Raw genomic sequence first — 14,294 nt, 5'->3', positions numbered from 1 at the left:
TCCGACTACGAGCGGGGAATGCAGGGCAGCAGGACATACGGCCGCTGGTCGGCCGCTCCGGTCAGTGTCGTCTGCCCGTCGAAGACCGGCTTGTCGCGGTCACCCGGCAGTTCGTGCCAGTACGCACCGCTGCCGAGCAGTTCGCGACCATAGGCAGACTCTTGTTTGCCGGGCAGGCCGTGGGTGTAGTCCTGACCACGCACCGACACTCCGATCTGGTACCCGGCCGGCGCGACGATCGAGAACGGCCAGATTTCGACATCGGCTTCGTATACGGTCCCTGGATTCACCGGCGCCGCTTCGGTATGCGTGTGCCACGGACGATACGGCAGCGAACGGTCCGCATCGAGGGTCCGCTGCGACAAGCGCAGCCATCCCTGTGCGAGGGGCCCGTGCGGTTCGAATGCCGTGGGGAACAAGACCTCGGTCCCGTCGGGATCGAACAAGTGCATGGTGACGAACAGATCCGCATCGGCTGTCGTCGACGAGACGAACAACTTCAGCGCGGCCGGTCCGGTGAGCTCCAGTTCCTCCTCGAGGACCGGCAGTTTGAACATGGCCCCTGCCGAGCGCGCCTCGAACGTCACGCGCTGATCCGTCGAGGGGACGGTGCGGGTGATCGACCCGGAGTCGATATCGAGGTAGCAACGAGTCCACTCGGTCCTGGCCAGCGGCCACTCGTTCTCCGCGCGGACGAAGAAGTCCTCCGGGGTACGCACCTTGAGCTGGACCGGGGGCTTGGTGTCCCAGCCGTTGTCCTCGCCCTTGAGGAAATGGTCGAAGAACTGCCGCTGCAGGTCGAGTCCGTAATTCGTGTAGAACTCAGTCCAGTGCTCCAACCCGTGCACTTCCAGCCACTTCTGTTCGGAGCCGACTCGGGTGAATGCCTCGAAGTTTCCACGTGAATGCAGCCCCATCCCGCCCCAGTTCGACGCGGACAAGACCGGAACGGTGATCTTCTCCAGTACCGCGGAACGATCCTGGTAATAACTGTTGACCGTCGGGTTGTCCCGAAGGACGTCACCGATGGCGATCGCGTTCTCCGCGAGCTCTGCTTCCGTTCGGATCGGCAGCCCGGAGACGCGGCGTCCGGTGTGCGGGTTGACTTCGGCGTCGGCGCGGCCGTGCTGCACACTCGTGACCTGATACGGCATCCAGCTGGGCAGGAATTCGGACGCGATGCCACCGTGATGGGTGTATTCGCGGTAGTAGTCGGAGGCGCCCTCCCACGGGCAGATCGCGGCCAGATGCGGTGGCGCGAGTTCGGCGACCTGCCACTGATTGCTGGCCAGGTAGGAGATGCCGAGCAGGCCGATCTTCCCGGTGCTCCACGGCTGCGCGGCCGCCCACTCGATGCAGTCGTAGAGGTCCTGCGTTTCCTGCGGCGAGAAGAAGTCGATGGCGCCTTCGCTGGCACCGGCGCCGCGGGTGTCGATTCGCACGCAGGCATAGCCTGCGGGGACCCATCGTTCGGGGTCTGGATATTCCCATACCTGGTAAGCGTTGGTGGAATGCTCGGCGACCTCTGGATGCTCGTCGAGCAGGCTCTTCAGCTGGCTGGTAAAGCCCACCGCGAACGGCAGTCCCTTGCCGTACGGGCTTGCGGCGAGCAGCACGGGGTGCGCTTCGTCGTCGTCCGGACGGAAGATGTCCGCGGCCAGGGTGATGCCGTCGCCCATCGTGATGCGCACGTCCCAATCGACGCGCATGCCGTCGCGCAGCTCACTCTTCGGTGCGTAATGTTCTGTCATGACAAACCTTTCTGTGAATACACAACAGGTGCCCGGCCCATTGCCGCCATAGCGGCCAAGCCGATGACGGGAACTACCGTCAGTTGGATTATTCCGGCGGTCTGCCAGCCGAAACTGGCCCGCATATGGGCGAAGAAGTATCCGGACGCGGCGGCGGGAATGTACATCGCGGCGACGAACAGCCCGCTCACCCGTCCGAGATATTCGACATCCACCGAACGTTGCATCAGCGCACTGGTATTCGTGTAAACGATGCCCGTGAAGAAAATACCGAGGAGCAATGAGAGAACCATTTGCACCGGGAGCGGAGTGACGAAGCCGAAGATGGCGCCGCCCAATATCATGATGCCGAGAAAACCGGCCACATTGAGCAGGCGCTGATCGACGCGGTCCGCGACAGCGCCGCCGACGAGCGCGCCCAGTGCGCCGATGCCGAACATGCTGGCCGCCCAGCCGGCCTGCGCAGCCGTGAACCCGTGCGCCTCACGGAGATACGTCGGGTACAGGCCGAGGTATCCGTAGATGGTGAAACCACCGGCCGCGGCACCGATTGCGGCACACACCACCCGGCGATTCAGGAACCGCACGGCGGCAACGGTTTTCGTCGGCGCGGCACTCGTTGACTGCTTGCGTCCGACCTCGGTAACGGACTGCGGTACCAGCAGCAGAACCAGGACAATGATGACCACGCCGATTCCGCCGAAGACGATCAATGGTGTCCGCCAGTCGCCGGTCGCGGACAGGAGGGCACCGCCGAGCAGTGGCCCGGTGAAGGCGCCCAGGCCGAATGCCGCGTTGATCGAACCGATCGCGAACCCGCGGTGGCGGCTGAAGTAGGCGCCGACCGCGGCGAAGAGCGCGGCATTCTGCATGCCTTCGCCGACACCGGAAAGTACGCGCCACAGGGTCATGTCGGCGATACCGATGGCCGCCGCCTGGAGAGCGCAGCTGACCGAGAAGATGACCAGACTGCCGAGGATGATCCTTTTGCGGCCGAATCGGTCCGCGAGATATCCGGCCGGAATGCCGGCCAGGCCCATGCCGAGGGTGAAGATGGTCGCGATAACGCCGGCCTGACCGCCGGTGAGACCGTAGGTCGCCTTGATGTCCGGGAGCAGGATCGCGAAGACCTGCCGGTCCATCGCGTTGATGAAGTAGGACAGATCCAGGATGAGGAGGAGAAAGAGCACGCGGCCGCTCAGTGTGGCCGGAATCGGTTGGCCGGCCTGTGGTCCGGTAGGCGCCCGCATGGCCGAGGCCTCGGCGCGGTCGAAGGGTGACATAGGAAACTCCTGAAGCAAAGTGATCATGGGTAGTGCTGGTGCTTTTCCGAGTGACCGACCGGTCGTCGGATTCAGAAAAGCGTCAATAATTTGATGCCGAATTCCACTTCCCGTAATCTTTGTTCTCGGAGTTTTCTGGCTGCCATTGCGTCGCTCAGTGAAATCTGCACGAACCGAATGGCGTCGGGGGCCTTCATCTGTGCGATGAGGTCGAGATCGCAAGTGATGACGGTGCCGATGGTGGCATAGCCTCCCCCGGTCACCGTGTCGCGGAGCAGGCAGATCGGTTCTTCTCCGTTGGGAACTTGGATCGATCCCATGGGATATCCGAGATCCACCACGTTGCTCGGATTGTCGCCCGCGCCGAACGGGGGTTCGCGCGCGATGAAGGTCAGCGCCGGACCGCTCAATCGGTAGCCGGTGCGGTCCGATACCGGAGACACGGTGTACGTCGACGAAAAGAATCTGTCGACGCTGTCCTGGTCGAACCGGTAGTGGCACAGACCGGCCACCACGCGAATCCGATAAGTGTCGGCGAGCGGCGGACGTAGGCGTTTCTCGACGGTACTGCCCGGACTCGGACAGTCACGCGACTCCGCAGGACCGATCGGGAGCTCGTCGCCGACCCGGATCGGCGAACCACGCAGGCCGCCGATCGCCGAGCTGACATAGGTCGATCGGCTGCCGAGGAACGGCGGTGTGTCGATTCCGCCCCGGACCGCGATATACGCACGGCACCCGGCGCGAAGGGTCCCCACAGTCAGGGTCCGGCCTGCCGCGATGTGCAGGGTCGTCCAGCTGTCGTGGCGCACGTCGTCGATCCAGATCGGTACGTCACCGCCGGCCACGGCGAGATAGGCAGGCGAATCGAATCGCAGTTTCGGACCGACCATCGTCACTTCGAGCGTGGCCGCCGAAGGGTGGTTGCCGACAAGCAGATTGGCGCAGCGATGGGAGAATTGGTCGAGCGCGCCGGACGGGGGTAGGCCCATGGCGTAATAGCCGTCCCGGCCCAAATCCTGGACCAGGGTATGTGCGCCTGCATACTCGACGGTCACCATCGGAGTGCTCCCGTCAGCTCCTCGACATACCCGACGGGATCATCGAGGAATCGCGACAGTACGAAGGTGACCGGGTGCCGGTTGTATCGGTATGTTCCCTTTTTCGACGAGGCCCGCATATCTCGGTACTCATCGCCGTCGATCGAGCGGAACATGATCAGGCTCGAGGCCGTCGTGAGCACCTTCGAATCCTCGAATCCGGGGATGGTCTGGTCGAGGTCGACGACGGGCACCGGTGACCGGCCCAACAGCTGATACCCGCCTACTCCGCTGGTCGGATAGACAACGGTGAACGCGCCTCCGTGTGCCACTGCGCGCGCGGGAGTCTCCGTTCGTGGGCGCAGATACTTCGGTGCCTGGATCTGCTTGTTCCTCGGCACCAGCTGCATACTCTCGGTATTTCCCGGTTTGAAGCACGGGAACGTGACGATGAACGGCGCCGACGAATGCGCGGCGATGAGTTCGTCGACCGACGACAAGTTGTTCACCCGCGCGGTGTACTGGATATCGGTCTCGGTCGATGATTGATGCCGGTCGCGAAATTTCATACACGTCTCGGCCGTCCACGGGTCGTCGTACCACACGGGTATCTCGACGATGTCGGTGTCGAGGGTCACGGCATATGAGTCGGCGAACTGCCTGTGCAGCCCGTCGAGGATGCGGATCAGGTGGCGCGGGTCGAGAATGTCCGGGTCGAGCCGAATCATGTAGCTGGCGTTCGCCGGTGCGATGTCGAGGATTCCGGCCAGCTCGATCCGGGTGAGCCCGGCGGTGATCGCCTGTATGCGCAATGCTTCCGCGAGATCCATCGCCTCGCCGAATTCGACGAAGACGAACTCGTCGCCGCCGAAACTCACGCGCGACTCGTCACACAGGAACTGGTAGGGCGTCATTGCTGGTGCGCCTTCAGGAACGGCGAGCGGACTCGAACGCCTGCCTCGGTCAACCGGCTGCGAACCGTTGCGGCAATGTCGACCGCGTTCGGCCGATCGCCGTGCACGCAGATCGACTCGACAGGCATGGCGATCGTCGTCCCGGCCGTGGTCCGCACGGAACCGAAGGCCAGCTCGACCGCGCGCGCGGCCACCGTTTCGGGATCTTTCCACTGCGGCCGCGGCTCGACGATGTTGATGCCGTCCGCGTCGAAGTCCAGGTCCGCGGCGTTCTCCGGGATAGCGGGCAACCCCTCGTGCCGGACCGCGGCGAAAGCTGCGGTCGGTGCGAACATCAGCGGAATCCCGGGCCGGATGGTCTGCAACTGCGCCGCGATAGCGACGGCGAGTTCGGGCGAGCGGCAGATCCGGCCCATCAGCGCACCGTGCGGCTTGACATGGGTCAGCTCGACGCCCTCGGTGGCTGCGATGCTGTACAGCGCACCGACCTGGTACGCGATGTAGTCGATGACGTCGGAGTCGGTGTCGGGAAGTGCGCGACGGCCGAATCCGAGCAGGTCTGGATAGCCAGGGTGGGCGCCGACCGCGATACCGGCATCGCGCGCCTGAACGACGGCGGTCCGCATCGTAGCGGGATCACCGGCGTGATACCCGCAGGCGATGTTGGTGGTCGTGACGAACTCGAACAACCTGGCGTCGTCGCCGAGCGACCATCGTCCGAAACTTTCACCGGCGTCGGCGTTGATGTCGATTACTCGCGCACTCATCTGCTTACCTTCTTACTGGACCTGAACCCCGCGTCGCGGATTTCATTGCGGCAGGAGCCGCTGGAATGACCTGGACAATGTTTCGAGCAAGCGGTCCGCGTCCGTCCGGTGGAAAACGAGCGGTGGCCTGATCTTCAGGACGTTGGCCGCCGGCCCCGATGCGGAGATCAGCACGAAATTCCGGCGCATGTCGTCGACGATTGCCTTCGCCAGCACACCGTCGGGTCGTCCGGATTCGGGATCGACGAGGTCGATTCCGAGGAACATCCCGGCGCCGCGCACCTCGAACACCTCGGGCCGGGCCGCGGTGACCCGGCGCAACTCATCGAGCAGGTAGGTACCGACGAGGTGCGCGTTGTCGATCAGGTGCTCGTCTCGAATAACCTCGTAAACGGCGCGAGCGGCGGCTATCGGAACGGTGCTACCGCCGAAGGTGTTGAAATAGCGGACGTTCTCACCGAAGGCTCTGCCGATATCGTTTCTCAGCACAGTGGCCGCGACCGGAATACCGTTTCCCATCGGTTTTCCCATGGTGACGAGGTCAGGGACGACCTGATGCCGCTGGAACCCCCACCAGGCGTCGCCGGTGCGACCGAAACCGGATTGAACCTCGTCCGCGATGTAGACCCCGCCGGCGCGATGGACTTCCTCGGCAAGAGCGCCGAGCACCGTCGTCGGGTGGGCGAACACCCCGTCGGAGGAGAAGATGCTGTCGGCGATGAACGCACAGAGTCCGAAGCCATGCCGGTTCAAGTCGGCGATCGCGGCGCGGATCTGTCCCCGCATGAACTCGGCGAAGTCGGGAGAACCATGGCGGGAACTGTCCGGCGCGGCGATGACTCGAACATGAGGTCCGAGGGGGGAGGTCTTGCCCAGGGACGGGGAGAAGGATGCGACCGCCTCGGTGACACCGTGATACGCGTTCGCGGTCACGATGATTCCCGCATTGCCGGTATGCGCCTGGGCAATTCGAATCGCGAGGTCGTTCGCCTCGGATCCGGTGCAGGTGTAGGTCACCCGGTTCAGCTCGTCGGGAAACGTCGACAGCAGGTCTTCGGAGTAGTCGAGGATCTGGTCCTGTAGGTACCGCGTATTCGTGTTGAGGATGCCGAGTTGTCGCGAGACAGCGTAGGTCACGGCGGGGTGACAGTGTCCGATCGAAGCGACGTTGTTGTAGGCATCGAGGTACTGGTTGCCTTCGTCGTCATACAAATGGACACCCTGGCCGCGGACGACGTCTACCGGGTCGGTGTAGAACAGTTGATACCCGGGTCCGAGCAAGCCTTTTCGGCGTTCGATCCGAGCGCGGTTGTGCGGCGGCTGGCGTTGGAGGTCGTCGTCCGAGAAGCCGTTCACCATCTCTGGCTTCCGCGGCCGGGTCACGGCGGCTGGCAATTCCATGGCGTGCCTTATTCTCTCGATGCGGAATCGTTGATCGAATGGATGCGATCGACCACCGGCGACCATTCGATCCCGATGGCGCGCAACGCAATCCAGTCGTGCGCGGCGTGGGATAGCACGTAGTCGGCGCGGGCCGGGTCGTGCTGCGCGCGCCATTGCGCGATCAATGCGCGTTGCAGGCTTCGGGCCGCGACCGCGATCGGCAGCAACGCGAGTTCATCGCCGTCGACGGCGCGAGCGGTGAGATACCCGGTCAGCAAGTCGAGTCCGCGGCGCCATGGGTCGTCGGCGGCGGCATCGAGTTGATTCGACACCGCGATGGCAATATCGAAGATCTCGGCGGTGCGACCGCTATCGCCGAAATCGATGATCCCGGAGACGTATTCCGGACGACGGCTGTCGACGAGTACGTTGTGCGCGCTGAAGTCTCCGTGCACCACCTGGTGCCGCAGTCGCGGGACCCGATCCTGCAGGAATTCGGCGTAAGCGTCGAAGATCCGCGTGCCCAACCTGCGGTTGTCGGCATCGGCGACATCGTCGAGCAGCGGCCGGAGGGTGGGGAAATACCGTAGATCCCACACCAGAGTCCGGTCTTGCCGAGGATGAGCGAATCCGGCCAGCGCCCTGGTCATTGCCGCTTGCGCACGGCCGACCGCGACGAGTTGTGCTGTGGTCGAGCGGTTTTCGCTCAGCGCGGATCCGGGTAGGAACTTCATCACCCGCAGTACGCGCGCGGCGGGGGCGTCGGCGCGCGCCAGATCGTACTCATATCTTCCGTCGTCTCCGGGCCGGACCGTGGGGATCGGCAAGGCCGGGGCCACCTCGGCGAGATGGCGCAGCACAGCGGTCTGCAGGTTCACCACATCCGGCGCTTCCTGCGCGCCACTGACCTTGACCAGAAGTCGCTCCTGGTTTCCATCCAGGACGAACGTGTCGTCCTTCTCGGTCGGAATCCGGGTGAGCGCGCCGATGAGCCCGAAGTACTCGCGCAGCGCCGTGCGAACGGTCTGTTCATTCAGTGGCGGCGTGCTGACGCTGAGCCCGCTGGCCGCCATGAGGGTGTCGAACGGGGGCAGCGCCGATGTTTCATCAGGTGCCGTCAGAGCGTGAATCCGGTTGGTGTTCAACATGTTCACTCCTGAGGAAGGCTGGATCGGTTCCGCTGGACGGCTAGGACGCGACCCAGCCGCCGTCGATCAGCAGGCTCGAGCCGTGGATGTACGCGGCCGCAGGCGAGGCCAGGAAGGCGACGGCGGGCGCGATATCGCCGACTTCGCCGACGCGACCTGCCGGTGTCGAGTCGAGCATCGTTTTCTCGTACTCCTCGTCGGCGAGGAGATGGGCGTTGATGCTGGTCCGCACATTGCCGGGCGCTACCGCATTCACCCGGACTCCCCTCGGCGCGAACTCCGCGGACAGAGACTTCACCAGAAGTTCGACCGCGCCCTTGGTGGCGCAGTAGGCGGTCGAGTTGGGGAATCCGACGTAGCCGCAGATCGACGAAACGAAAATGACCGCGCTTCCGTCGGGCAGGTGTTCGGCGACGGCCCGGGTGAGGCGGAACGGGGCCCGCACATTGACCGCCCATTGAGTATCGAGTTCGGAATCTGGCGTCTCGACGAAGGGTGTCGGCAGAAAGACGCCGGCCGCATGAACCAAGATGTCGATCGATCCGAAGCGAGCGAGTGCCTTGGCGACGATCTGCTCCGGAGCCTCATCCGCGGTGAGTTCGACGCTCAGTCGGTCTGTTTGCGCGCCGGTGTCCGCGAGTTCGGCACGGACGGCATCCAGGCGCTGTTCGTCGCGGCCGACCAGGAGAACCGAGGCGCCCCACTGGCTGAGTTCGCGCGCGATTTCCGCGCCGATGCCCGAACTGGCGCCGGTGACCACCGCGACCTTGCCCGCGAGTGACGTGTTTGTCGGGGACATTATGAATCCTCTTCTGTGCGCCGGTAGCTACGAAAACCTCTGCAGGCGTTGATGATCCGATCGACTAATGGTGTCGGGACGAGGCGGGAGCAGACCAGCGGCCGAGCGCCGCCTGATGGGCTGTCGCAGACCCGCCTCGGATCCTTAATGTAATGATTACTGCATTAACAGCAGTATGGCCCGCGCCGCTCACTAATGCAAGAATTCTTGCAAAACTCGGCTCGGCGGACGGACACTGTGGTGCGTGGCACGCACCCTTCACCGACGTGCTCGACTGGTCTGACACTCCGGTCGCGAAGTGGTTCGTCAACGGACAGCTCAACATCGCCTACAACTGCGTCGACCGCCACGTCCTGGCCGGCCACGGCGACCGCGTCGCCATCCACTTCGAAGGCGAACCGGGCGACACCCGCGACCTGACCTACCGCGACCTGCTCGCCGAAATCAGCAAGGCCGCCAACACTTTCGCCGGCCTCGGACTCGCCACCGGGTCGCGATCTACCTGCCGATGACCGCGAAACCAACTGGTCCCGCTACGCCGAGCAGGGCTGGTACTTCGCCGGCGACGGAGCCGAGTACGACGAGGACGGGGCCGTGTAGGTGCTCGGCTGGGTCGACGACGTCATGAATGTCTCCGTGCACCGCATCTCCCCCGCCGAGGTCGAATCGGCCCTCGCCGAACATCCCGATGTCGCCGAGGCCGCGGTGGGCGGCGCGGCGGACGAGACCACCGGCAGCGCATCGTCGCGTTCGTCATCCTGCGGCAAAGGCGTCGAACAGACCGTCGACATGTCGACGCTGGTCGACCCGACGCGATCCGGGAAAGTAATTCCCACGGCGAGAAGGGTGTGGTCAGCTGCCCTCGGTGAACGCGCGGTCGACCAAAGCCTCGAGCTCGAGGCCGGCGGGAGCGTACCCGAAGATCGCGCGGAGGTAGATCGGCGCGAGAACGATGTCGAAGATCCGCTCCACAGTGGGCGGGTTTCCGCCTTTCTCGGCTCGGTGATGGTCGATCGCCTGCTGGATCTGCGCCATCCGTCTGCCGAGGTAGGCGGCCGCATCGACCGCGGGATCGGCTTCGCCCTCGATGAACAGGGGGGATCGGGCCATGGCCAAGGCGCGATAGAAAGCGAAACCCTCCCGCGTCTGCACCTGTTTCGCGACCGCATTCGCCCAGTCCAGCAGATCGCGCCGCAGATCTCCCGAGTCGGGAAACGGCGACTCCTCGATGAGTTGCGTGACCGCGACATCCAGTACGAGCGACTCGATCGTGCCCCAACGACGATAGAGGGTGACTTCATGAATGCCGGACCGCTCGGAAACCTCCCGGATGGACAGGGCGTCGCGGCCTTCACTGAACAGTGACCGTACAGCGTCGTGCACCTTCTGGCGGGTCTTCGCGGTGCGTCCCCCGGGACGAGCCCGACCGGTCTGTGGCTGGGTCATATTCGAAGGCTAGACTAGATCTGCAAGTTTAGCTGCATTAAGCTGGGACGTGCGCGGCGCGACCGGAAGTCGTCACGGTTTACGCGAGTCCGGCCATGGCCACATCGGACCAATCAGCTCACCGAAGCGTCCGGCGCGATAAAGCGCCCCTTCCATGCCGATGACGGCGGCCACGTCTTCGGAGTGCGCAACCGGAGACAGAAGGCTGGAATGCAGTTCGATGGATGGAATCATTTGGCGGCGATTACCCTTCTCGTAGAGTCCAAATCGCCTACTGATACGAGAAGAGTCGAAATCCCTTACATTGCAATGGATTTCGACTCTTTCGGTGTCCGGAGGGGGACACATGCGCTAAACACACGAATTGACCTGCGGAAATGAGGATCACTGCCACAGATCGATGTGAGTGGACACCGGTGACCGTGGGGCGACTGCATGTGCAACCGTGTCGGCCCTGTCACCACCTGGTGCCATCCGTAGTTGTTTCCGCTAGACGTGCGCCATCTTGCTGAGTGGTGTCAAGCCTTCGCCGGTTGAAGGTCCAATAGTGCAGGACCGCCCGCGCGTCTTCGCGCCGCTTGCGGTCGGGATGGAACAGGGCGATGAAGGTGGCAAGGCCGGCGTAAAGCGCCCTGAGCATGATGATCGCGGTTAGGCTCCATGCTGCCGGGCGCGCAGCCACATCGGCGATGTTCGACCAGGCGGACACTAGTGCCGCCTTTCGCGCAGTTTTATGGTCGATCTGAGTCGATATCGCGGGGGAGCTCCGTATCGAAGATCCAGTGTCGACGACCGTAGCTTAATTCTCACTCCGCCAACCATTTTCACCGCGCGTGCCCCGTCCACGCCGATTTGCTGGTCGGTCAAACAGGCGATTACGTCCTCTGGATGTGGGTTTCGATTCCAACGGAGATGCCAGTGCGGTCCCGATCCCCAGAGTGACCGATATTCGCGCTGCTGCGTGGCGTGCCCGTGGGGTCTGGGCCGGTCGAGCCTGTCCCAATTCCACATCCCTAGATCCCACGCTCCATCGGGAGAATGGACATCGAGACGACTGACGAGTGCACCGAGGAGAATCTCTATGTCAGGACTCATGGTCGGAACACGACGTAATGCGGCGTTCTCCTCGTCTGACATCGGGATATCGGTAGTTGGCCAGCTACGCGTGTGCAACTGCGCCGCGCCTTGTTGAGATGACACTGGTCCAAAATCGGAGTGCTCCGTCATCACGACTCTCGCACTGGTCGGGAGGTGGCGCAGGTGAAAGGTTCCCCGTGTGCCGGACTCAACTCGGAGCCCTGGCATGCCCAGGTGAAGGTAGTTGCGACTGGCGATCAGCCGGCCGAGAGCATTATCGACGACTCCAGGAAGGATGAATACGATCGTGTCGAATCGCGGCGAAACGGTCATGCTGTACAAGAGGAAGGACGAGGCGTCATATACGTCGTTGGGTGTAGGTCCCGACGATGACGAGTTGAATAGGTTCAGCGCGAGCAGTGCTCTGAATTTCGACTGAGCGTCAGAGCACTGGTCGAGGCCGTGGGTACCGCCGCGGCCGATCCCTGCGCTTGCAGAGGTCTTATCTTCGCCGGTGTGTTTCCGACGAGTGTCACGGGCATGGCGCCGAGGCGACGAAGGCATGCGTGATCCATTCGTGCGTCTCCGGACCGCTTTGGGTCACGCACCTTTGCAGGTGGCTAACTTGTCGATGAGTTGCAAGATGAGTGCCCCACACCCTTGCCGCCATCCGGCACGTCTCCGGGAACCTGCCAGGCGACCTGCAGCCTCTTGCGGTGGCCGCGACTGTCGCAGGCTACCAAAGCGACTCGCTCTTTGTCACCATGAACCGGCACAGACTTGTGACCGGCTGCGGTTTCGGACCACTGCCGATCGGGGTCGTGGCTGGCGGGGTCGTACGCATCCTCTTGCTGACGAGCGTAGGTAGCCCAGCTGAGGGCGGAGACGGGCGTCGTCTACCAGTTCACACACTCTGCTAGCGCGAATTCGATGGGTAACTTTCGGCGGACCCCGCATTCGTACGACTCGAACGCGATCTCTCGGATTCCGCTGAGAGGCTGCAGTGAGACAATAGCTAGGTGAACAAGGCCCAGCTACAAACCGCCAGCTACGGTATCCGGCTACTAACCGGACACTTACGTCAAGATGGAGAATCCCTCGACATGGCCATAGCGAGCCGCGACTTCGAGGCCGCTGTCTCGATGGTCAGTCCGTTGGTCAGTGTTTCGATCATCCTAGTGCGGCAGCTCAAATCAGCTCTGGGGAGCGATGTCTCGGACGCGCTACGAAGCGCACACGCATCTGCAATGCCGAAGGATGATGCTTGTTGGGCCGCTGCAGTTCACTTGATCGAAGAAGCCGTAGCCGGCGATGCGCCATCCGTAGTCGAACAATATCCAATCGGCGTTGGGATCGGGGCTCAAGACATTGCGCGCGGAGCCGCTAGTGCACTCGCCCAGCTGCGCGGAGAGCATCCGAATGCTGTCGTTGCGCAGCTTCGGAAGCAACTCCGCGAGCAAGTAGAGGCAGTTCAACTAGCGGACAAGGAAAGCGTCGAAGCGAAGATGGAGGAATATGCGAGCGATCCTGTGATGCGAGCAAGTCGGATCGAAGCGGCCTCGGCGCTCGTCGTAGCGATCAATGAATCAGCAGTTGCCCTTCATGACCGTGCAATCGATCTGAACGCGCGTGAAAAGACGGACGCGCGTGACAGCTATGAAGGGGTTTGCCGGGTCGCTGTCACGGCTGCAGCCCTCGGGGCTGGTGTTATTCAGCTGATTGAGGCCAACAATCACTATCCTGCGTATGCGTTAGTTCGCCAAATTGTCGAAACGGAGTTCGTTCTCTGGAAGTTTCAGCGCGAGCCAATACTTGCGGCATCTTGGCTGAACTCGGACCGAGATGCTCGCGAACAGAGTTGGAAGCCGTCACGGATCTATCGGGATGGAGACAACGAATACCGGCAAAAGGACTACGCGGGTCATTGCGAGATGGGTGGCCATCCGACGCCAACCGGAACCCTGGTAGCTGCAGGAGAACGAAGTAGCATCGCAGAAGCGAGCGTCTTGGGGGATCTAATACTTCATCTGCGCGAATCGTGGATTCACATCCTGGTCGCAGCAGACGCATTGGACCTCAATGTTTCCGAATCCGCTCCGTCGGTTGGCGGCGAACTTAGGGCTAAAGTAGAAAACGAACTCAATTCCTGGAGCCGAGTGGACAAATATGGATTCAGTACATCATACTTTTCCGACCCTATTGACTGATACCGACCCGCAGGATCACGGTGGTGATGTGGGGCGATGCCAGCTCATTCGGTTATTCCCGACTGCGGTTAAGGTCGACTCCGCGCCCGGTAGACACGAAGTCGTTGCGATCCCGCCAGCGAAGATTCGTTCACGGTGGTCACCGAGAAATCGAGGACGTCTTGGCGTCAATCGCGGGCTGAATCTGATTAGCCGACCTCGAAGGTGTCAAGCACTACCACACCGTAATCGGATCCGTTGTACCTCAGGAACGCGACGACCGGTCCCAGGATAGTTAGGGTCCCTAAAACAGGGCCGCGAGGTGTTGCAAATCCGCGACCATGCTTCTCGGCCTCCAAGGAGATCGACCTGGTTGCGCTTGAGTTCATCACAAGCCCGGGAGCGCCGAGGGGTCGACAGTCGAAACCACGATCCCAACCGTGTCGGCCAGGTTGCCGAACTTTTGTGCGCGCTCAGACTTGGGCCGCCGAGCGTGTTTT

General features: G+C 62.8%; 11 protein-coding genes and 2 pseudogenes. 3 read left to right on the top strand and 10 right to left on the bottom strand.

The window, feature by feature from the left end:
- Nucleotides 1–5: 5 nt before the first annotated feature.
- The 8 genes from ABZ942_RS35195 to ABZ942_RS35160 form a co-directional block, all read right to left on the bottom strand.
- Nucleotides 6–1,751, bottom strand: a complete 1,746-nt coding sequence (locus ABZ942_RS35195) for a CocE/NonD family hydrolase (protein WP_357389784.1) — start codon at nucleotides 1,749–1,751, stop codon at nucleotides 6–8.
- Nucleotides 1,748–3,034 carry an MFS transporter gene (locus tag ABZ942_RS35190; protein WP_357389782.1) on the bottom strand — a complete coding sequence of 429 codons (1,287 nt, stop codon included), beginning with the start codon at nucleotides 3,032–3,034 and terminating at the stop codon, nucleotides 1,748–1,750. The genes ABZ942_RS35195 and ABZ942_RS35190 overlap by 4 nt, the downstream gene beginning before the upstream one ends.
- A 71-nt stretch (nucleotides 3,035–3,105) precedes the next feature.
- Nucleotides 3,106–4,095, bottom strand: coding sequence for a biotin-dependent carboxyltransferase family protein (locus ABZ942_RS35185; RefSeq protein WP_357389780.1), 990 nt, complete (start codon nucleotides 4,093–4,095; stop codon nucleotides 3,106–3,108).
- Nucleotides 4,089–4,988: a carboxyltransferase domain-containing protein gene (locus ABZ942_RS35180; protein ID WP_357389778.1), complete on the bottom strand. Its 900-nt coding sequence runs from the start codon at nucleotides 4,986–4,988 to the stop codon at nucleotides 4,089–4,091. The genes ABZ942_RS35185 and ABZ942_RS35180 overlap by 7 nt, the downstream gene beginning before the upstream one ends.
- Nucleotides 4,985–5,755, bottom strand: coding sequence for a 5-oxoprolinase subunit PxpA (locus ABZ942_RS35175; RefSeq protein WP_357389776.1), 771 nt, complete (start codon nucleotides 5,753–5,755; stop codon nucleotides 4,985–4,987). Before ABZ942_RS35175 ends, ABZ942_RS35180 begins: the two co-directional genes overlap by 4 nt.
- Before the next feature lie 42 nt (nucleotides 5,756–5,797).
- Nucleotides 5,798–7,156 (bottom strand): aspartate aminotransferase family protein, encoded by a 1,359-nt coding sequence (locus ABZ942_RS35170; protein ID WP_357389774.1) that lies wholly within the window; start codon nucleotides 7,154–7,156, stop codon nucleotides 5,798–5,800.
- An 8-nt stretch (nucleotides 7,157–7,164) separates the two neighbouring features.
- Complete coding sequence (locus tag ABZ942_RS35165; protein ID WP_357389772.1) at nucleotides 7,165–8,286, bottom strand: phosphotransferase; 1,122 nt, start codon at nucleotides 8,284–8,286, stop codon at nucleotides 7,165–7,167.
- Nucleotides 8,287–8,326: 40 nt separating this feature from the next.
- Nucleotides 8,327–9,085: a glucose 1-dehydrogenase gene (locus tag ABZ942_RS35160; RefSeq protein ID WP_357389771.1), complete on the bottom strand. Its 759-nt coding sequence runs from the start codon at nucleotides 9,083–9,085 to the stop codon at nucleotides 8,327–8,329.
- Between the two features lie 254 nt (nucleotides 9,086–9,339).
- On the opposite strand from ABZ942_RS35160, the pseudogene ABZ942_RS35155 reads away from it, so the two are divergent.
- Both ABZ942_RS35155 and ABZ942_RS35150 read left to right on the top strand, forming a co-directional pair.
- Nucleotides 9,340–9,546: pseudogene (locus ABZ942_RS35155) on the top strand (acetyl-coenzyme A synthetase N-terminal domain-containing protein); the annotation flags it as partial.
- 163 nt (nucleotides 9,547–9,709) lie between these two features.
- A pseudogene (locus tag ABZ942_RS35150) lies at nucleotides 9,710–9,787 on the top strand (hypothetical protein); the annotation flags it as partial.
- Between the two features lie 150 nt (nucleotides 9,788–9,937).
- Here the strand turns inward: ABZ942_RS35150 and ABZ942_RS35145 are convergent.
- Both ABZ942_RS35145 and ABZ942_RS35140 read right to left on the bottom strand, forming a co-directional pair.
- On the bottom strand, nucleotides 9,938–10,531 hold the full coding sequence (locus tag ABZ942_RS35145; protein ID WP_357389769.1) for a TetR-like C-terminal domain-containing protein: 594 nt from the start codon (nucleotides 10,529–10,531) through the stop codon (nucleotides 9,938–9,940).
- Between the two features lie 457 nt (nucleotides 10,532–10,988).
- A complete protein-coding gene (locus ABZ942_RS35140) occupies nucleotides 10,989–11,240 on the bottom strand; it encodes a hypothetical protein (RefSeq protein WP_357389767.1) in 252 nt (83 codons plus the stop codon).
- A gap of 1,387 nt (nucleotides 11,241–12,627) precedes the next feature.
- Between ABZ942_RS35140 and ABZ942_RS35135 the strand changes: the two genes are divergently transcribed.
- Nucleotides 12,628–13,815, top strand: a complete 1,188-nt coding sequence (locus tag ABZ942_RS35135; RefSeq protein ID WP_357389765.1) for a hypothetical protein — start codon at nucleotides 12,628–12,630, stop codon at nucleotides 13,813–13,815.
- The last annotated feature ends 479 nt before the right edge of the window (nucleotides 13,816–14,294 follow it).

The organism is Nocardia sp. NPDC046473, assembly GCF_040645995.1.
GTDB lineage: Bacteria > Actinomycetota > Actinomycetes > Mycobacteriales > Mycobacteriaceae > Nocardia.
Note: the sequence above shows the minus strand (reverse complement) of the source record. Positions and strands in the feature narration are given on the sequence as shown.

Bases quoted from the DNA above. Each gene is read 5' to 3' on its own strand.
- ABZ942_RS35195 (WP_357389784.1), bottom strand. From the start codon at position 1,751: ATGACAGAACATTACGCACCGAAGAGTGAGCTGCGCGACGGCATGCGC.
- ABZ942_RS35190 (WP_357389782.1), bottom strand. From the start codon at position 3,034: ATGTCACCCTTCGACCGCGCCGAGGCCTCGGCCATGCGGGCGCCTACC.
- ABZ942_RS35185 (WP_357389780.1), bottom strand. From the start codon at position 4,095: ATGGTGACCGTCGAGTATGCAGGCGCACATACCCTGGTCCAGGATTTG.
- ABZ942_RS35180 (WP_357389778.1), bottom strand. From the start codon at position 4,988: ATGACGCCCTACCAGTTCCTGTGTGACGAGTCGCGCGTGAGTTTCGGC.
- ABZ942_RS35175 (WP_357389776.1), bottom strand. From the start codon at position 5,755: ATGAGTGCGCGAGTAATCGACATCAACGCCGACGCCGGTGAAAGTTTC.
- ABZ942_RS35170 (WP_357389774.1), bottom strand. From the start codon at position 7,156: ATGGAATTGCCAGCCGCCGTGACCCGGCCGCGGAAGCCAGAGATGGTG.
- ABZ942_RS35165 (WP_357389772.1), bottom strand. From the start codon at position 8,286: ATGTTGAACACCAACCGGATTCACGCTCTGACGGCACCTGATGAAACA.
- ABZ942_RS35160 (WP_357389771.1), bottom strand. From the start codon at position 9,085: ATGTCCCCGACAAACACGTCACTCGCGGGCAAGGTCGCGGTGGTCACC.
- ABZ942_RS35145 (WP_357389769.1), bottom strand. From the start codon at position 10,531: ATGACCCAGCCACAGACCGGTCGGGCTCGTCCCGGGGGACGCACCGCG.